The sequence below is a fragment of the Streptomyces sp. NPDC059169 genome (assembly GCF_042755225.1).
GTDB lineage: Bacteria > Actinomycetota > Actinomycetes > Streptomycetales > Streptomycetaceae > Streptomyces.
Genome location: NZ_JBHZCF010000014.1, coordinates 225,458 through 245,474 on the forward strand (window position 1 = coordinate 225,458; position 20,017 = coordinate 245,474).

The following is a 20,017-nucleotide window of genomic DNA, read 5'->3' on the forward strand; positions in this document are numbered from 1 at the left end:
ATTTCTCTCCAGGAGCCGTTCCGTGATCGACCGCAAGAGCCTCCTCGCCGACCTGCAGAAGCAGGTCAAGGCGGCAGAGACCGACCTTGAGCAGCAGGTCAAAGCTGTTCCCGAGGTAGGGACGCGGCTGCGCGGTGAGTATGAACAGGCCCGGAAGCTGGGCCGTACGGCTGCGACGTGGAACGCCTGGCTCGGGGAGCGGATCACCCAGGTTGCGGTGGCCTGGGTCCTCGGCACCGTCTTCGTCCGCTTCAGCGAGGACAACAGGCTGATCGCTGAGCCGTACATCACCGCCCCGGATGTGGCTGGGCGCGAGACCGCGCAGGCGCGGTACGAGGAGTACCTGGAGAAGGACGCCGACCCGACGTACCGAGGCTGGCTGGAGACGGCGTTCGCAGAGCTGGGCGCCGGGCAGGCCGGGCGGCTGCTCTTCGACCGCGACCACAACCCGCTTTACCAGATCCCGCTTTCGCACGACGGGGCTGGCGCGCTGCTCGCGTTCTGGCGGGAGCAGCGCGCCGGCGAGGGAGAGCTCAGCGGAGACGGCGATGGCGGTGCCGGCGGCCCTGTTCTCGTACACGACTTCAGCGACCCGCTGAGCGAGGACGGCACCGAGGGATGGGACACCCGGTTCCTCGGCGACCTGTACCAGGATCTGAGCGAGGCGGCCCGCAAGACGTACGCGCTGCTGCAAACTCCGGAGTTCGTGGAGGAGTTCATCCTCGACCGGACTTTGACCCCGGCAGTGCGGGAGTTCGGCTTCGAAGAACTGAAGATGATCGATCCAACATGTGGGTCGGGGCACTTCGTGCTCGGGGCGTTCCGGCGGCTGGTGCGGATGTGGGCGTCGCAGCGACCCGAAGTCGGCCCGTACGAACGGGTGCGGGCGGCGTTGGAGTCCGTGCATGGGGTGGACCTCAACCCGTTCGCGGTTGCGGTGGCCCGCTTCCGGCTGCTGGTTGCGGCGATGGCTTCGAGCGGCATGCGGACGTTCGCAGAGGCGCGGAAGTACGAGTGGCCGGTCCAACTCGCGGTGGGTGACTCGCTGCTGCCGACGGAGCACCGGCAGGAGGGACTCTTCGGCGACGAGCAGCTGAGCCTTGGCGACAGTGTGGAATCGGGCGACGCCGAAGACCCGTACTACGCGCTGAGTACGGAGGACGTGTTCGAGTACCCGCAGATCCTGAACCGGGGCCGTTACCACGTGGTCGTGGGGAATCCTCCGTACATCACGGTCAAGGACAAAACGCTCAACGAGTTGTATCGCAAGCTGTACAGCGCGTGCGCGGGTACGTACGCGCTGTCAGTCCCATTCGCGCAGCGCTTCTTCGAGCTTGCGGTCCGGGGCGACGGAAAGTCCGGTCTCGGCTACGGCATGGTCGGCCAGATCACGGCGAACTCGTTCATGAAGAGGGAGTTCGGGGCGAAGCTGATCGAGAGCTTCTTCCGGGATCAGGTCGAACTGACGGAGGTTATCGACACCTCGGGGGCGTACATCCCGGGGCATGGGACTCCGACGGTCATCCTCGTCGGCCGCCCGCTGGATTACACGGGCGCTCGCCGGGCCACCATCCGCACCGTCCGGAGCGTCCAGGGGGAGCCAGCGGCTCCGGAGAAGGCGGAGGATGGACTCGTCTGGCGGGCTATCACCCAACAGGCCGACTCCCCGGGCTCCGAGACCGAATGGATCAGCGTTCGCGACACGCGACGTGACGACCTGTCAAAGCATCCATGGAGCCTGACAGGCGGTGCCGCACCAGACATCCTGAAGATCGTCGAAAGCACGGGAACCCGGCTGCGAACTGCGTCACAAGAACTCGGCCTGTCTATCGTTACTGGCGAGGACAACGCCTTTGGCTCGGTGAACACTGCTGCCGCCCGCCAGCGAGGTGCTAGGCCCACCGCTGTCGCTAATGGCGATGAGGTACGGGATTGGGGGCTCGCCGGCGCGACCTGGCTCACCAGCCCGTACGACCAAGATATGAAGCTTCTCGAAGGCGCAGAGAATGAGGACTTGCTGCGCTTCATGTGGCCACTGCGTCACGTACTGGAACTTCGCAAACGCTTCAGTATCACGATGCTCGACAGGGGAATTCCTTGGATTTCATGGCGTGAGGTTTACGGATCCCGCGTCAAGGCGCAGAAGTTGATCGTTTACGCAAAGGTTGCGACGCATAATCACTTCTACCTCCAGACCGGCCGGCTCCCCGTGAAGGACTCGGCCCAGGCAATCAAGCTCCGTGAGGACGCCACAACGGAGGAGCATCTGGCGCTGCTTGGGTTGCTCAACAGTTCCACGGCCGGGTTCTGGCTCAAGATGGTCAGCCATGACAAGGGTAGTCAGGGTGTGAATGAGGGCTACAAGTCGCAGGCGTGGGAGCGCTTCTACGAATTCACCGGCACCAAGCTCCAAGAATTTCCCCTCCCTGTCGACTACCCCGTCGCCCTCGCCGCTGAGCTCGAGGCCCTTGCCCAGCAGCTCTCCGCGACGACGCCCGCCGCCCTCGCCGACGATGTCACCCCCAACGCTTCCGACCTCCGCGCAGCCCAAGCCCGCTACGACTCGATTCGCGCCCGAATGATCGCCCTTCAGGACGAGCTGGACTGGCAGGTGTACTCCCTCTACGACCTGCATTCCGAGGATCTTCGCCTGTCTGACGCCTCCGCTGTTCCCGAACTCGCCCTCGGTGAGCGCGCCTTCGAGATCGTTCTGGCGCGCCAGGTCGCGGCTGGCGAGGCCAGTGGCGAGTGGTTCAAGCGGCACGGCTCGACGCCAATCACGGAGATCCCCGCGCACTGGCCCGCCGACTACCAGGCGCTCGTGCAGAGGCGAATCGACGTCATCGAGTCGAACCGCGCTATCGGCATGGTGGAGCGGCCCGAGTACAAGCGGCGCTGGGCCACCGAGGGCTGGGACGCGATGCGGCAGAAGGCGCTGAAGTCCTGGCTGCTCGACCGAGTTGAGGACCGCGCGCACTGGTTCGACGCTAGCGGCAACCCCACTGTCATCACCCTCGCCCGTCTCGCCGAAAACCTGTCCGCGGACCAGGACTTCGTGTCCGTCGCCGAGCTGTACGCGCCTCGGCAGGACCTCGCGAAGACCGTACGGGAGCTGCTGTCCGAGGAGCACGTGCCGTTCGTCTCCGCGCTGCGGTACAAGCCGTCCGGGCTCAAGAAGCGTGCCGACTGGGAGTACGTTTGGGAGAGGCAGCGTGAGGTGGACGCCGCTTCTGACGAGCCCACCAAGCGGCAGATCCGCCAGGAGACGCCCGTGCCGCCGAAGTACACCGCGGCGGACTTCCTGAAGCCGAGCTACTGGCGTGAGCGCGGCAAGCTCGATGTACCCAAGGAGCGGTTCGTGTCGTACGGCACGGCCAACGCACAGTCGCCAGAGCTGTACGGGTGGGCCGGCTGGGACCACTTGGAGCAGGCCCTCGCGCTCGCCTCCCATATCCAGCAGGCCGGGCTCGGCGAGGACGACCTCGTGCCCTACCTGGCTGGGCTGCTTGAGCTGCAGCCGTGGCTGGAGCAGTGGTACGGCGAGTACGACCCGGGGTTTGGTGCGTCGCCGGCTGCCGAGATCCTGGCGTTCCGGCAGCAGAAGCAGGGCGAACTCGGGCTGACCGACGACGCGCTGCGGGCCTGGCGCCCGGACGCGGCCACCCGCGGCAGCGCGAAGAAGGCAGCCGCGCCCAAGAAGCGAACGGGCGCGAAGGCCGCCGTCCAGATGTCCGTCACGGACAACGTCACCGATGCTGTCACCGGCGCAGAGTCCGACTGATCAGGGCGAGGAGCTTAAACACCATGGCATTCATGAGTAGGAACAACTCTCGCCCCGAGGACCGGCCGCTGCTGCGGGAGCTGATCGACATCCCGGAGTCGGTGTCCACCTCCGACTTCGTGCTGAAGCTGAACGAGGCGGTCACCCCCGACGGGGCTGAGGCGGCCCTGAAGGACTACGTTGTCACCGACCGGCTGCTGGGTAACTTCGACGAGGCCCTGGACCTGATCAAGTCGGCGCTCGACAGCCACTCGTCGAAAGCGGCATATCTACACGGTTCGTTCGGTTCCGGTAAGTCGCACTTCATGGCGGTGCTTTACGCGCTGCTCTCGCGAAACCAGGCCGCTCGGAACCGTAGCGAGCTCGATCCGGTGCGGGCCCGGCACTCTTGGCTCGACGCGGATGACCGCAAGTTCCTGCTGGTGCCGTACCACATGCTCGGCTCCAAGTCCTTGGAGCAGCGGGTGCTCGGCAAGTACGTGGAGCACGTACGCAAGCTGCATCCGGACTGCCCACTGCCGCAGGTCTACCGGACCGACGGGATCTTCGAGGACTTTGCCGAGCAGCGCCGCCGTAACGGCGACGACTGGGTGATCGCGCAGCTCGCCGATGCCGGCGGCCAGGAGGACGAATGGGGTGATTCTTTCACCTGGACCAGCAGCCTTCTCGACGAGGCCATGGACGCGGTGGAGGAGCACGAGAACACCAAGAGCCTCGATCTGGACAATCCCTCCACGCCGAGGGACCTGCGTGCCCGCCTCGTGCAGGACCTCACAAGAACGCTGTTCCCAGCCTTCGCGCGCAATGCTTCCGAGGACGTCAGCGGCTTCATCTCCCTCGACAGGGGGCTCAGTGTCATCGCGGCGCACGCCAAGGCGCTGGGCTACGACGGGCTCATCCTGTTCATGGACGAGCTGATCCTGTGGCTGGCCACTCTCATCCACGACCAGAAGGTGCTGGGCAGGGAATCCAGCAAGGTGACGAACTTCGTGGAGGGCGGTGACGAGCGGCGTGCCATTCCCGTGGTGTCGTTCATCGCCCGTCAGCGCGATCTGCGTGAGCTGGTCGGTGAGGAGATGTCGGGTGCCGCCGAGGCGGCAGTGCAGGACACCTTGAAGCTCAACGGCGGGCGTTACGACGAGATCGTCCTGGAAGACCGCAACCTTCCTCAGATCGCGCAGGCTCGCCTGCTCAAGCCCGTGCCGGGTGCCGAGGCGAAGGTGGACGCGGCGTTCGCCGAGGCCAAGAAGCTCGGCCCGGACGTGTGGGACACCCTGCTGGGTCACGACAAGTCCACCACCGGCGCGGACGAGGACGCTTTTAGGCGGACGTACCCGTTCCCGCCGGCGTTCATGGACACCCTGGTGCACATCTCTGCCGCGCTGCAGCGCTCCCGCACCGGCCTGAAGCTGATGAGCCAGCTGCTCGTCGACCACCGTGACGACTGGCGGCTCGGACAGCTCGTGCCGCTCGGCGACTTGTATCCGGCGATCGCAGGCGGCGGCGACAAGGCGTTCAGCGGGGAGACCAACGTCCACTTCGAGGCTGCCGACAAGCTGTACCGGGACAAGCTGCGCCCGTACCTGCTGAAGACCAACCAGGTCACCGAGGACCAGGTCGAGGCGTACCGACGCTCTCCCGAGAGCCTGGGCGACCCGCAGCTCGCGGCCCGTTGCCGCGACTTCACCGGCGACAGCCGGCTCCTGCAGACCCTCTTGCTGTCGGCGCTCGCGCCCAGCGTGCCCGCGCTCGCCGACCTCACGTTGGCGCGGCTGCACGCCCTCAACCACGGTTCCATCACCACCCGCATCGCGGGCACCGAGGTCGGCCGGCTCGAGCAGAAGGTGAAGGAGTGGGCGGCGACCTTTCCCGAGATCAAGGTCGCCGGTACCGGGCCGGGGTCGGTGGTTCGTCTGGAGCTCACCGGCGTCGACTTGGACGCCGTCCTCGCCAACGCACAGGTTCACAACAACCTGGGCAACCGGCGCGCCAAGATGCGCAGCCTGCTCAAGGACGCGCTCGGGGTTGGCGACGGGCCCGGCGGCTTTGACGCATACGACGTGCTCGACCTTGTGTGGAAGGGCACGGAACGACAGATTGAGGTGGTCTTCGGCCACGTCGCCGACGTCGACTCGCTGTCCGAGGCGACCTTGCGGCCCAGCCAGGACGACGCCTGGCGGCTCGTCGTCGATTTCCCGTACGACGAGGGCGAGTTCGGCCCGATGGACGACCTGCAGCGGCTGCGTGCCCTGCGGGAGAAGCCGGGCGGCGACTCGCGCACCCTGGCCTGGCTGCCCACACACTTGACCGACGCCTCCCGCAGTGACTTCGAGCGTCTCGTCGTCATCGACAAGGCCCTCGCCGACGAGGCTCGCTTCGACTCCGAATTCGCACGCAGCCTCAACGCTGACGACAAGGCGCGCGCGAAGAGCATGCTGCAGTCGCAGCGCAACATCCTCACCGAGCGGGTCACCCAGGCGCTGCGGCAGGCGTACGGGCTCGCGCAAAAGCAGGAAGGGGTCGTCGACCTCGGCTTCGACACCCACCTGGTAGCCCAGCAGGATGTGCCCGAGCTTCGGCTTCCGCTCGGTGCACCGCTGGACGCCGCCGCCCGCGACCTGGCTGGCAAGCTGCTTGCCCACCAGTACCCCGCCCACCCCGACCTGGACCCCGACGGCACCGGCAAGCCTGTGAAACCTGCCGAGATCAGGACCGTCTTCGAGTACGTGCGCAAGGCCGCCGAGGACCGCGACAGACAGGTTGAGGTCGATGGCAAGGACCGCAAGACCATGGCGCGGATCGCGGGCGGCCTCGGCCTCGGCACCATGCGGGAGGCGTACTACCGACAATCCACCACCTGGCCCGACCACTTCACCAGCCAGGCCCGCCGGGACGGAACCGCCGAGCCGACTCTGGTCAAGCTCTCCGACTGGAGCGAACTTCCCGAGCCGCGCGGACTGCCCGAGCCGGTTCGCCGGCTGCTCGCCGCCGCCTACGCGGAGATGACCGACCGGGTGTGGGTACGCGGCGGTGTCCCGGTCGAACCGGCGCCTGCACCGCATGAGCTGAAGCGGGACTACGCCCTGCGCGAGCAGGCTCTGCCCAGTGAGGACGACTGGACCGAGGCGCGCCGCCGGTACGAGACCGTGCTCGGGGACCGGTCGCCGCAACTGCGTCGCGGGCGGATCGTCAACCAATTCGCCGGACAGATCAAGCAGGCCGCCGCCGTGCTCGCCCAGGACGCAGGACGGCTCGTAGGGGAACTGGAGAAGCACCGTTCCTTCTTGCGCCTCGACGACGACTCGCCCCGCCTCGTCCTCGCCCGGCGGGCGCAGGAGCTGGTGAAGTCGGTGACGGAGGCCGGCATAGACGCCAAGACCGTCGTTGACCGGCTCGCACGCTTCGACCTCGGCGACTTCACCGCACACCGTTACGCCATGTCCCTCAAGGGCGCGGGGAAGGTCGCTGCCGCGCTGCAGAACACCAGCTGGGACCAGCTGGGCCTGGCCGACACCCTCGGTGTGGACGGTGCGGCGGTCCTGGAGCGGGTGCGAGCTGCCGCCGCCGGCGATCCGGGGGACTACCCCGACCTGCCGGGCGTGTTGCAGGCCAGTGGCCGGGAGGTGCTGTCCCTGCTGAGGTCCCGGCAGACTACGGCCGAGCGGCCCCAACCTCCCGCCACCCCGTCGCCGAGCTCGGACGATGTGGACCTGATCGGCGGCTCCGCTCACCCGCAGGTGCTGCCGGAGCCGGTGGCGCAGCCGGAGCTTCGCACGCCGTCTCGGTCCGTTGTCCGCTCCGGCGGTGGGCGGACCACCGCCGCGAGGGCTGCCGCCGAGTTGCAGGCGGAGATCGCGGCGCTCGCGGCCGAGAACCCCAACGCCACCGTCGAGGTCGTCTGGAAGGTTGTCGACTGATGTCCGACACCGTCACCACAGCGCCCGCGTCCGCCGGTCTCGCCCGGCTGCCGGCGGGGACCGTCCGCCAGTACCTCGCCGCCCGCAGCCGGCTCGGCGACGGCACGGTCCGCGTCCTGCTGCTGCGGGCCGATCCGGCCTGGGACGGGCCCGCCGTGCAACAGACAGCGGGCGGGCTGCGGGCGCGCGTGGCTGTCGGGCCCTCGGTATTGGCCGTACACGAGCAGATCCTGGGCCACCTCGACGCGGCAACTCCCCCCGACCCCAAGGTCCTGGTCGTCCTCACCGACCGCGAGGACACCGACCTCGACCCCGGGCTGCTCGCCCGCGTCTACGGCGGCAGGATCCGGTCCGTCGACAACTGGGAGGTCGTGCAGGAGGCGTTCGACGCACGCGACCTCGACGGGCGACTGCGCAGCGAGACCTGGGCGGCCGAAGCGCTCCTGGACGCGGCAGCCACCCGCGGCTGGCCATCGTTGGGTAAGGGAGTGCTCTCCCGAGACGAGGCACTCACCCGGCTGGCCAGGCGCCGTCTCAGGATCGGCCGTCACGACACGGATGCGCTGGGCGGGCCGGCCGCACACGACGACGGAGACCGCATCGACCCCGTCGCACTGTTCCGATGGACCCTCACCCCTGGCGGCCCCGACCTCCTGCGCGACCTGCGCGGACCGGAACGGGCCGGCTTGGCCCGCTTCCTTGCCGAACCCGAACAGGGCGGCTCCACCGGAAAGATCATCACCGCCCTGGTGAGCGCCGAACACGGGGCAGACGCAGCCGCCTACGCGGTCGTCTGCGCCGCCTTGTGGGGGCACGCGGAGGCCGACCACGACTTGTACCGGGCGCGAGGGCGCGCCGAGCGGTGGCTCGGCGAACAGCCTCCCGCCGAGGGCGACGACCTCGACAGACTCCTGGCCTCCTTCGGTTCCAGCGGCGAGGCGTTCGTCCGCAGTCTCGTCGACCGAGGCGAGCACCGGCTCGCCGACCCAGTACTGACTAGGGCCGCACAACTCGTGGCACAGTTCGGGGCACAGGCTGCCGCGACTGCCAGCCCGCTGCTCTCGGCCGGACTCGATGCCCGCTTCACTGCGGCTGGTCGTGCCCTCGCCGACGGCGGCACCGACACGATCACCGCTGCTGTCACCGCGCTCGCCGACCATGCTCTGGCCGCCGACGGCGCCACCCGGGCCCGTATCGAGCGAGTGAGGATGGCGGCGCGGTTGCGGCAGTGGCTTGCCGGCTCGCCTGAGGCCGGTATCGCCTCGGTCGCTGAGGGCACCGCCCGCCAGATCTACGAACTCGGCTGGGTAGACCGAGCCTTGGAACACCTCGAAGCGGGCGGCGACCCAGACGACGTACTCGCCGACGCGTACAGCCGAATCGGCGCGCAGGCGCGGGACAAGCGCCGCGAACTGGACCGCGCATTCTCCGAGCGGCTCGCGGTGTGGACCGCGGATGGCACCTCTCCCGGCGCCATGCTCACCGTGGAGAGCTTGCTGGACCGCGTCGTCGCACCCGTCGTGACCAGCCCCGGCCGACGGGTCCTGCTCCTGCTCGTGGATGGGATGAGCGCGGCGATAGCAGCGGAGCTTGGCGAAGAACTCCGGGGGCAGTGGGCGGAGTTCGACCCGCTGCCCGCTGCGGCCGGAGCGCCCGTCCGGCGCGGCGTGGCTGCCGCGCTGCCCACCCTCACGGCCGTATCCCGGACCTCATTGTTCGCGGGCACCCTGATGAAGGGCGACCAGAGCGACGAGAAGCGGCTCTTCCCCCAGCACTCCTGCTGGAACGGGGCACCAGCGGTCGTGTTCCATAAGGATGACTTGCGCGGCCCCGACACCGGCTCGCCCTTCTCCACTGCCCTCACCGAAGCCCTCGCCGACGAACGCACCCATGTCGCGGTCGTACTCAACACGGTCGACGATCGCCTCGGCAAGGAGCAGAAACTCGGCGACGGCGCGTGGCGGGCCAAGGAGATCGGCGGTCTGGAACCGTTGCTGCGGGCTGCCCGGGCGCATGGCATGACCGTGCTGCTTACCTCCGACCACGGCCATGTAGTCGAGCGGCGCGGTACCAAGCTCGATGCGGTCGGCGGCACGATCGGTTCGGCCCGCCACCGCACTCCTGGTGGAGCCGTTGCCCCGGCCGAGATCGAGCTGTCCGGGCCTCGGGTGGTCTGGCCGGAGCCCGGATCGCGGATCGTCGCGTTGCGGGACCACGACACCCGGTACACCGCGCTCAAGGCGGGCTACCACGGTGGTGCGACCCTCGCCGAGTTCACCATCCCGCTCCTCGCCCTGCTTCCCTTCGGCGCCGAGCCGCCGATCGGATGGCGGGAACTGGGCGACCCGACACCCTCCTGGTGGACGGAGGACGCCGAAAGCGGTGTCGTCGTCGAGGCCGGCGCCAAGAACGAAGCGGACACAGGTGCCGTGCCCGCCGCCGAGGCGAGCCCGCGCCGGAAGCAGACCAAGAAGGCCGCCCCGCCCACGCCCGAGGGCGCCATCAGCTTGTTCGGCGAGGACGAGGTGGCACCCCCCATACCGCAGGAACGCGTCGAGTCGGTGCCCGAGCCCGAGACCGCACCCTCCTCTAACCAGTCCAAAGACCCTGCTGTTGCCCTGGTCGAGCGGCTCATGGCCACCGAGCTGTATAAGGAACAGCTGGACCTGCTCGCCCGTAAGCCACGCGACAAGACCGTCCTCCCGAAGGCGCTGGTCGCGCTCGTCGAGGCCGGCACCCTGCCGATGACTGCTCTTGCCGAGCGAGCGGGCCAGCCTGCCACGCGTGCGCCCGGCTTCGCAGCGACCCTCGCCCAGCTCCTCAATTACGACGGGGCCCAGATCCTGGAGATCCTCCCTGACAACCGCACCCTTCGCCTACACCGCGCCCAGCTGATCGAGCAGTTCGGGCTGTGAACCAGCGCAGGGCGCCTGCATCGGGCGGGCCGGTCTCCCGGCCCGCCGCGTCCGCGTGCTGGATGCCCGGCGTTGGCATCGGTATCCGGCCAGGTGGGCGGCCGGATGGGAGACTGTTCGGGTGAACGCGTTTGGATCTTCAGAATCAGGGGCCGCCACCCCGGTCGGCGTCGTGCGACGGCGCGCCGTGGTGGATGCGCTGCGGCGCGGCGCTGTCCCCGAGAGCGGCCTCGACCTGCTCGCGACCGGTCTGGGCCGCTTCGAACGGGCAATCGATGAGGAACTGGACGCCGTCGCCGCCGGCGGCTCGGTGTTCAAGGCCGTGCGTGGCGAGTACGGATCCGGCAAGACCTTCTTCACCCGCTGGCTCGGCGAACGCGCCAAACGACGCACGTTCGCCGTGGCCGAAGTACAGGTGTCGGAGACCGAGACCCCGCTGCACAGGCTCGAGACCGTCTACCGGCGACTCACCGAGCGTCTGACCACCGTGAGTTTCCCGCCCAGCGCCCTGCGACCGGTCGCCGACGCCTGGTTCTACGCGCTGGAGGAGGACGCACTTGCCGACGGCGCGAGTGAGACCGAGCTGCCGCAGGCCGTGGATCGGCTTCTCACTGCCCGGCTTGCCGAGGTCTCCCGACACGCCCCCGCCTTCGCCACCGCCCTACGCGGATACAAGCAGTCTCTGGACGCCGGCGACGAGGCCACCGCCGCTGCGGTCATGGCCTGGCTCGGTGGCCAGCCACACGTTGCCGCAGCCGCCCGACGCAGCGCAGGCGTCCGCGGCGACCTCGACCACTTCGGCGCCTTCGGCTTCCTGCAGGGCCTGCTCACCGTGCTCCGAGATGCTGGGCACGCCGGACTCGTCCTCGTCCTGGACGAAGTGGAGACCCTGCAGCGGGTTCGTTCCGACGCACGCGACAAGGCACTCAACGCGCTGCGGCAGCTCATCGACGAGGTCCACTCCGGCCGCTTCCCTGGCCTGTACCTCGTCATCACCGGAACTCCCGCCTTCTACGACGGACAGCAGGGTGTACAGCGACTCGCACCACTCGCCCAGCGCCTCGCCACCGACTTCACCACCGACCCCCGCTTCGACAACCCACGAGCCGTCCAGATCCGGCTGCCCGGATTCACCGAGCAGTCACTGACCGGCCTGGGCGCCACCATCCGCAACCTGTACGCGGAAGGCTCCCAGTCCCCCGACCGGATCAAGCAGCTCGCCGACGACGCGTACCTCACCGACCTGGCACGGGCCGTGGGCGGTGGTCTCGGAGGAAGGGTCGGAGTAGCACCACGGCTGTACCTGAAGAAACTGGTCGGAGATGTGCTTGACCGGATCGACCAGTTCGCCGACTTCGACCCGCGCACGCACTACAAGCTCACGGTCTCCAGCGGCGACCTCACCGCCACCGAACGGAACTTTGCCGCGCCCGCGACGGCCGTCTCCGCGGACGACCTCGACCTCGACATCTGAAGAGCCATTCCTCGAAGTCCCGACCTTAACGACCAGCGCAGGAGCCATAGACGTGCAGGATCAGCCGCGCGGCACCGACCCGGTGGAACGCCTCGACCCGGTAGTCCTGCACCACATTGTCAACACGCTCGGGTGGCCGGATCTGCGCCCCCTGCAGAAGGCGGCCGTGCACCCGCTGATGGACGGCGAGGACGCTATCCTGCTCGCGCCGACCGCCGGCGGAAAGACGGAGGCCGCCACCTTCCCGATGCTGTCCGCAATGCGGGAGAAGCACTGGACCGGCACATCCGTCCTCTACCTGGCCCCGCTCAAGGCACTCCTGAACAACCTGGTGCACCGGGTCGACAGCTACGCCCAGTGGCTGGGCCGCCGAGCCGCGCTCTGGCATGGCGACACCCCCGAGTCCGTGCGCCGCCGCATCCGCACCGAGTCCCCCGACTTCCTGCTGACGACGCCCGAGTCCCTCGAAGCGATGCTCATCAGCGTCAAGACCGACCATACGCACATGCTGGGCCGCGTACGCGCCGTCGTCGTCGACGAGGTGCACGCCTTCGCGGGGGACGACCGCGGCTGGCACCTGCTCGCCGTACTCGAACGCCTGGAGCGACTGACCGGCCAACGGATCCAGCGCATCGGCCTCTCCGCCACAGTCGGCAACCCCGACACCCTGCTCACCTGGCTCCAGGGCGCCAGCCCCGCCGACCGCCCCGGCCGAGTCGTCGCTCCCGGCGTGACCCTGCAGGCCAGCGGGACCGCAGCAGACGCCGAGAATCTCCCGCGCCCTGCGGGAGAGGTGGAACTCGACTACGTCGGATCCCTCGCCAACGCTGCCAAGGTGATCTCCGCCCTGCACAAGGGCGAAAAACGGCTCGTCTTCTGTGACTCCCGCAAGCAGGTCGAGGAGCTCGGCGCGGCACTACGAGCGCGCGACGTCACCGTGTTCCTCTCCCATGCTTCCCTCTCCACCGACGAACGTGCCCGCTCTGAGCAGGCGTTCGCCGAAGCACGCGACTGTGTCATCGTCTCCACCTCAACCCTCGAACTCGGCATTGACGTTGGCGACCTCGACCGTGTCATCCAGATCGACTCACCCAGCACGGTGGCCTCTTTCCTGCAACGCATCGGCCGTACCGGACGCCGCACCGGCACCTCCCGCAACTGCCTGTTCCTCGCCACCCGGCCCGACGCCCTCCTCCAAGCCGCCGGCCTGCTCACCCTGTGGACCCGCGGCTGGGTCGAACCCGTCACCCCGCCCCCCTCGCCCCGCCATCTCGTCGCACAACAACTCCTCGCTGTCACCCTGCAGGAACACCGCCTCGGCGACCGCCTGTGGCCCGAACAATGGAACGGTCTGGCACCTTTCGACCGCTCCGCCGCCCCCCTCCTGTCCCACCTCGTCGAAGGCGGCTTCCTCGACAGCGACGGCGGCATGCTGTTCATCGGCACCGAAGCCGAGAAACACTTCGGCCGACGCCACTTCATGGAGCTGACCGCTTCCTTCACCGCACCTCCCGAGTTCACCGTGCTCGCCGGCCGCACTGAGATCGGCACCACCGACCCCACCGTCCTTACCGAAGAACGCCCAGGCCCGCGCCGCCTGCTCCTGGCCGGCCGCAGCTGGCAGGTCACCTTCATCGACTGGGCCCGCCGCCGCGCATTCGTCGAACCCGTTGAAGACGGCGGCATCGCCAAATGGCAGGGCAGCGAAGCCCGGGGCCTGTCCTACGCCCTCACCCGCGCTATGCGCGACGTCCTCCTCGGCACAGACCCCGACGTCCGACTCACTCGCCGAGCCACCGCCACCCTCGCCGAACTCCGCATGGACCGTGCACCCCACGAAGTACACCCGGCAGGCACCCTCCTGGTCCGCGACGCGGATGCCACCCGCTGGTGGACCTGGGCCGGCTACCGCGCCAACGCAACCCTGGCAGCCTCTCTCGGCAAGCTCTCCGACCCCGTCCAGCGCCCCACCGACACCCACGTCCGACTTCGCCAGGACCTCGCGCCCGAGGACTGGAAAACCGCCCGCGCCGAACTCCCCGACTCCCTCACCCTGCCCACCGTCGACCCGCGCGCCGTTCGTGGCCTCAAATTCTCAGCCGCCCTCCCGCCCCGACTCGCCACCACCACCCTCGCCGAACGCCTCGCCGACCTTGACAGCGCCCTCGCCGCCGCCCGGGAGTCCGTGCGCCTGGAATGGGGCGGCTAAAACCAAGATCCAGCCCCTGAGCGGTCCTAACCAAGTGCGGGATACGAACCGCCTCAACGGTCGACGCGCCTCCATAAAGGGGCTGATCCGCGGCGCGGCAGACCACGGGGCCTGTTACGCATGTCCAGTACCCGACCGTCGGCCAGAGTGCCAGTCAGACTCTGTGCCCGGGCGGCGCGAGTGGGCGCGAACACTGGCGTCGCTGGCGGAGGCTCACCTTCCAGGTGCCTCCTCTGATCGCGACAGGTGCCGTTCGGCCGGAGGTCGCCCACGCATTCGAACGCGACTAGCTTGATCCGAGCCATGTCTCCCATTCCCGGGTTCTGGCGCTCATGTTCTTCCAAGGCACGCGGTATGACTGTCGGATCCGATGGATCGTCAAGCAGGATGAGGTCGTTGACCCCAGGACACCAGGCGGAGGGAATGCTCAGGTAGCCGAGGTGGCGATCGCATCGGTAGGAGTACGCACGATCGCCTGGGCGGTACGGAAGCGTCACACCGACGATCGCCGTGGGCGGCAGGCGGCGGTAGGACGCGAACGGTTCGTCTTCGGGTCCCTTCCTGCCCTCCGTCGTGTTGCAGTTGGAGCACAGCAGCCCCCGCACGAGCCCCGTGGCGTGGTCGTGATCCACCACGCACCCAGCGGCGGATCCTCCGCACATCGCGCACTGGTCACGCTGCCATGCGATCAGCTTCCCCAACGACGGTAACTTCGGGTCCAGATCGGTCGGTGGCTTCCATCGGTGGCATGCCGGTTCGGGGGTGGGGGACACAACGTCAGGCATCCCTAATGTGTATCAGCCATCACTGACAGTCATAGTGATATCCGGGTCCCCGGTGGTCGTGACCCAATCACTGACTGACGTCCTGCTGGGCTGTCCTTGCTTTGATCTGTCCGACCGCCGGGGCCCGGTTCCCAGGGCTCCGGCCGGGCGGAGCATGACCTCATAGGAGCCTGGCAAGAGGCCCCCTGACTGTCCTGTCTGCCCTTTCCGGCCGGAGCTACCTTCGGCAAGGAAGGCATCTCCAGCATGACAGGCACAGAGGCTGCGGACACGAGGGACCAGTTCGTGGTCGGCGGGGTGGACTCGCACGCCGACACCATCCACGTCGCCGTGGTGACCGACCGGGGCGGGCACCTCGCCGACGCCCAATTCCCCACCAACGCTGCTGGATACGCCGCCGCGATCGCCTTCCTGGAGGCCCACGGCACCGTCGCCGCCGTCGGCGTGGAGGGCACGTCCTCGTACGGCTCCGGCTTCACACACGCCGCCCGGCAGGCCGGCCTGGCCGTCGTCGAGGTCAACCGGCCCGACAAGGCCGAACGGCGCAGGATCGGCAAGTCCGACCCGATCGACGCATACGCCGCGGCCCGCGCCGTCGTCTCCGGACGCGCGACCAGCGCTCCGAAGGACGGGGCCATCGTCGGGATACGCGCTCTGCAGACCGCCGCCCGCTCGGCGATCAAGGCCCGCACCGCGACGCTCAACCAGATCACGCACCTCCTGATCACCGCCCCCGACGCCATCCGCGCCAAGTACAGCGCATTGTCCGGTGACAAGCGCGTCACCACCCTTGCCCGGCTCCGGCCGGCCAGCGACCCCGCGCACTCCCCGCTCCTGACGGCCCTGCGGACGCTGGCCAAGCGGGTCCAGAGCCTGACCGAGGAACACACGGCCCTGACCGGGGAGCTCGACCAGCTGGTCACCATCCTCAACCCAGGCTTGCGTGCCGCCTATGGGGTGGGTCCGGACACCGCCGCCCAGCTGCTGATCACCGCCGGTGCGAACCCGGCCCGCCTTCGCACGGAGGCTTCCTTCGCCGCCCTGTGCGGCGCGGCACCCGTCCCCGCGTCGAGCGGGAAGACGAACCGGCACCGGCTCTCCCGGGGCGGCGACCGGGCGGCCAACGCCGCTCTCTACCGCATCGCGCTCGTGAGGATGGCCCGATGCCGGCGCACCCGCGAGTACGTCGCCCGACAGACCACCGCCGGACGCACGAAGAAGGAGATCATCCGACTGCTCAAACGCGCGATAGCCCGCGAGGTCTTCCGGCTCTTGACCACCCCGGTCCAAGTCCCCGAGATCGCGGACCTCCGTCCGGCCCGGCAGACGAAAAACATCACTCTCACCGCCGCCGCCAACCACTTCGGCGTGTGGCCCGCCGTCATCTCCAACATCGAACGCGGCCTCCGCCGCGACGACGCCTTCGCCGATGCCTACCGCCAGTGGCTCACCGCCGCTTGACCGACGATAGGAGCATCAGTGGCTTCCCCGCCTGTCTTCGCCGCTGATCACCACGACGCAGTCCAGAAGAGCCGGGCACGGAACGCATGATTGGCCCCGCGGCGCGACGTTCCTGTGCGTGTCCCGGCACAACATCGACGTCATGTGGGTCCCAAGAAACGCGGTGCCCCGCTTCATTCCCGTCGATACGGTCTTCCCACCCATCCTGGCTGTCCTGGAGGAGCAGACGTGACGCAGCCGAACGCGGAGGAACGACCGGGCATCGCCGCAGCCATCGTCGTCAACGAGGAGCGTGTGTTGATGGTGCGCCGCCGGGTCAGTGAGGGACAGCTCTCCTGGCAGTTCCCGGCCGGCGAGGTCGAGCCGGGGGAGGCACGCGAAGCCGCAGCCGTGCGGGAGACCCAGGAGGAGACCGGCTTGGACGTGGTCGCCGTGAAGCTGCTAGGCGAGCGAGTTCACCCGAAGACGGGTCGGCTGATGTCGTACACGGCCTGCGACGTGGTGGACGGTACTGCTCACGTCGCGGACACCGAGGAGCTGGCCGAGCTTGCTTGGGTGGCGCATGGCGAGATCCCGCAGTACGTGCCGTACGGACTGTTCGAGCCGGTACAGGACTGCCTTGACGCAGCACTGACTGCCTGATTGGTCCGGTCTTCGGCTGCTGCTGTGGCACGGTGTCAGGAGGAGGCGATCGGCCATGAGACGCGCGGATGCCTTCCGGGCCGGTTCCAGGCGGGGCTCCTCCGGGTGGGCGTGCGGCCCAGTGACCTTGGCGCTGCGACCCAGGCGAGTCCGTTCAGACTTCTCTCCTCACTGCTCGCCGAGGAACTCGCGGGCACCGCGGACCCTGGTGCTCAGCCGACGCCGTGTGACGTGGCTGTCGAGACGCACGTCGAGGGCTCCCGGCAGGTGCGTGTCCGCGCGCCGGCCGGCGGGCAGCCGGGAGGCGTTGAGGCCGTCACGCTGGGCGATGAGCACCCCGAGGTCGTAGCGGCTGATCGCGTCGGATCCAGCGAGGTGGAATACGCCGGCCATTTCGGACAACGCCAGCTCCCACAGGGCAGCCGTCAGGTCCTCGACATGAATGGGGCAGCGGTAGTCGTCGGTGAACAGCACGCCGTCCCGAGTACCAGCGGCCAGCTCGTGCACTGTTTGTTCGTGGGCGGATCGGCCGTTGCCGATGATCAGGGAGGTGCGGACGACGACCGCGTCAGGGTGGAGGAGCCGCACGGCGGTCTCAGCGGTGGCCTTCGCAGCCCCGTAGGGGGTGAGTGGATCGGGAGGGCAGGTCTCGTCGTAGTGGACGCGGTTCCCGGAGAACACGGCGTCGCTGGACACGTGTACGAGACGGATGCCGCGCTTCGCTGTCGCTTTGGCGATCCGGAAGGAGCCGTCGGCGGTGACCGCCCAATCGGCGTTGCCGCTGGTCGCGTTGATTACCAGGCGCGGTGTTACCGCGTCGATGACCTGGGTGAGGTGCTTGGGATCCCGGAGATCGGGGCGGCGCCATGACGCGCCAGCGGTGTCGCGAGGGCTGGAGTTAAATGTCGCGAACGTGTCACGACCTGCGGAAGTCGCCTGCCGCACCAACTCGGTCCCGAGGAAACCGCTCCCACCAATAATCAGCACCCTCATGCCGCCTACGCTAAGCGGGATCGTCACCGCCCGGGGCTGATTTGTGAGGAACTGGCCGATGGCTGTATTGGCACCGTTTCGGCCTGCCGGTGGCTGTCCTACGTTCTGCCGCATGCCGTGGATGACGTAATTCAGCGCCGGCGTTGGCGCCGTGATCGCGACCGCGTCCGCTGCGCTTCTCGAACGTTGCCGGTGGCGGCGCGCGAAGGACGACCACCTGGTTGATGTGCGCCGGGTCTTGTACACCGAGTACCTGACATGCCTTTCGCAGGCCAGGAACGCTTTCCGCGGCCTCGCTCGCAACGAGGAGCTCGACTCGACTGAGCGGCAGCACGCCGCTCGCGATAGCTTCCCCCCTGCTACGGCGTGCGCTACCAGATGTCGATCATCGTCAGCCCGGGGAGTGGTGAGCGCCTCCGAGGTGGTCTTCCGCCGCCTGCGCGACATCAGGGACCTTGCCGCCGCTGGAACGCTCGCCGGGGACCGTCGTACTCCGGAAGCCGGGTTGAATACGAAGCGGCACTTGCCCGCCTACGCGAGGCGATGCGCCGCGATCTCGGCGCCGAGCAGAGGCTTGGCTGAGAGCGGACAGGGGAAACGACGCTCACATTGCCTCCCCCCGCCCCGCGAGCTCGCGGGCGCGCGGAGACTTCCTGTACATCCATTGCCTGTGGAATATGCCTGCCTTCGCCTGCGGAACGTCGATCGGGTTCTGCATCGTGGGTCGTGGGCGGACTGTGTGCAGGGCCGGTCCTCACAAGAGATGGTGCGAAGGGAAGCTCGATGAACTGGACGCGTGAAGGGTTCGAGTCGCACGTGGGAGCGGTTGGGGTGCTGCTAGCTGACGGCAACGAGCCCAGGCCGATCTATTTCGACCTCGGCAGCGGGGGGCACTTCGAGAAGTCGACCGACTGGTGGGTGTACGACGGCACGATGCGCCGGCCCACGGCGACGACACTGCGCGGGCGGTGTGTGTGCGGATGGCGCGGTGAGGGCACCTACCCAGTCGATTGGGAGCAGGTCCGCGACGACGGCCCTGGCGGCTACGACACCTCGGGGCCCGAGCGGGACTGGGATGAGCACATGGACCAGGTCGCCGCAGTGGCATTGGCGCTGCCCGATGACCTTGCCGACCTGCTGCGGCGGCTACGTGGGTGCCTGGACGAGCTTCTCGACGACGCTCCGCTTGCCGTGGTGAAGGCAGCCGGGGAGCTGGAGGCGATCGTCACTGACACCGGCCCCGCTGCTGCATCGCTCGTCCGGAAGGCCGAGACACCGCTGTCGCGGATCGCTGAGCTGCTCGGGATGACGGAGAAGGAGGCCGAATCGCGCCTGGACCACTACTGGTACCTGGGCCTTTGACCCCTGGAACCGGATTTTTCACACGTGCGAAACGCCGGACCGGCACCCCTGCCGACGCCCCTCCCTCCGGACCCCTCGTTACGCGCCGCGCTCGCGCTCCAGGCGTTAAACGGCGTGGTGGGCCACGTGCGGTTTCTTCCCGTGCTGGGATCGTGTGCTGGGATGCCCAGAGGCTCCCGTGCTGACTCGTGGGCCGCAGCTCCGCAGGGGAGGAGGGGATGCGGGCGACTGACCCGCGCTCACGCTTTCTTCACGGCTCTGAAGCTCCTCGCGGAAACAATCCTGCACCTGCTCGACGTTGTTGAACTCCTAGCCGAGGAGGGGAAGGTGTCGGGCCTGAAGCTGTTCCACACAACGAAAAGCGCCGTGACCGAGGTCATGCCGCCCTACCTTCTTGAGTGCGTCCCGTGAGTTCGCGACTCTGGGACTGCGCGGGTGGGGCAGGGATGGTTTTCATGCTGGCTGCCTCCGATGGCTC

General features: G+C 68.4%; 10 protein-coding genes and 1 pseudogene. 9 read left to right on the plus strand and 2 right to left on the minus strand.

Translation table 11 applies throughout. From position 1 onward, the window contains the following. The first annotated feature begins 22 nt into the window (after positions 1–22). From pglX to ACFXOM_RS25245, 5 genes are all read left to right on the plus strand, one after another. A complete protein-coding gene (gene pglX, locus ACFXOM_RS25225) occupies positions 23–3,781 on the plus strand; it encodes a BREX-2 system adenine-specific DNA-methyltransferase PglX (protein WP_385039388.1) in 3,759 nt (1,252 codons plus the stop codon). Positions 3,782–3,804: 23 nt separating this feature from the next. Next, positions 3,805–7,698 (plus strand): phage resistance protein, encoded by a 3,894-nt coding sequence (locus ACFXOM_RS25230; RefSeq protein WP_385039391.1) that lies wholly within the window; start codon positions 3,805–3,807, stop codon positions 7,696–7,698. Then, positions 7,698–10,613, plus strand: coding sequence for a BREX-2 system phosphatase PglZ (gene pglZ / locus ACFXOM_RS25235; RefSeq protein ID WP_385039394.1), 2,916 nt, complete (start codon positions 7,698–7,700; stop codon positions 10,611–10,613). Before ACFXOM_RS25230 ends, pglZ begins: the two co-directional genes overlap by 1 nt. Before the next feature lie 121 nt (positions 10,614–10,734). Continuing rightward, complete coding sequence (gene brxD, locus ACFXOM_RS25240; protein ID WP_385039396.1) at positions 10,735–12,087, plus strand: BREX system ATP-binding protein BrxD; 1,353 nt, start codon at positions 10,735–10,737, stop codon at positions 12,085–12,087. Positions 12,088–12,139: 52 nt separating this feature from the next. Further along, the gene (locus ACFXOM_RS25245) at positions 12,140–14,296 is read left to right on the plus strand and encodes a DEAD/DEAH box helicase (protein WP_385039399.1); all 2,157 of its coding nucleotides are present in this window, start codon (positions 12,140–12,142) and stop codon (positions 14,294–14,296) included. Between the two features lie 53 nt (positions 14,297–14,349). Here the strand turns inward: ACFXOM_RS25245 and ACFXOM_RS25250 are convergent, their stop codons facing one another. Continuing rightward, complete coding sequence (locus ACFXOM_RS25250; protein ID WP_385039401.1) at positions 14,350–15,081, minus strand: endonuclease domain-containing protein; 732 nt, start codon at positions 15,079–15,081, stop codon at positions 14,350–14,352. A 246-nt stretch (positions 15,082–15,327) separates the two neighbouring features. On the opposite strand from ACFXOM_RS25250, the gene ACFXOM_RS25255 reads away from it, so the two are divergent. The 3 genes and pseudogenes from ACFXOM_RS25255 to ACFXOM_RS25265 all read left to right on the plus strand — a co-directional run bounded on the left by ACFXOM_RS25255 (position 15,328) and on the right by ACFXOM_RS25265 (position 17,184). Beyond that, a complete protein-coding gene (locus ACFXOM_RS25255) occupies positions 15,328–16,542 on the plus strand; it encodes an IS110 family transposase (RefSeq protein WP_385039404.1) in 1,215 nt (404 codons plus the stop codon). Positions 16,543–16,672: 130 nt separating this feature from the next. Beyond that, a pseudogene (locus ACFXOM_RS25260) lies at positions 16,673–16,774 on the plus strand (NUDIX hydrolase); the annotation flags it as partial. Next, positions 16,771–17,184, plus strand: coding sequence for an NUDIX hydrolase (locus ACFXOM_RS25265; RefSeq protein ID WP_385039407.1), 414 nt, complete (start codon positions 16,771–16,773; stop codon positions 17,182–17,184). The pseudogene ACFXOM_RS25260 and the gene ACFXOM_RS25265, both read left to right, overlap by 4 nt. A 168-nt stretch (positions 17,185–17,352) precedes the next feature. On the opposite strand, the gene ACFXOM_RS25270 is transcribed toward ACFXOM_RS25265, so the two are convergent. Beyond that, positions 17,353–18,177 (minus strand): SDR family oxidoreductase, encoded by an 825-nt coding sequence (locus ACFXOM_RS25270; RefSeq protein ID WP_385039409.1) that lies wholly within the window; start codon positions 18,175–18,177, stop codon positions 17,353–17,355. 783 nt (positions 18,178–18,960) lie between these two features. On the opposite strand from ACFXOM_RS25270, the gene ACFXOM_RS25275 reads away from it, so the two are divergent. Then, a complete protein-coding gene (locus tag ACFXOM_RS25275; RefSeq protein WP_385039412.1) occupies positions 18,961–19,539 on the plus strand; it encodes a hypothetical protein in 579 nt (192 codons plus the stop codon). Positions 19,540–20,017 lie beyond the last annotated feature (478 nt).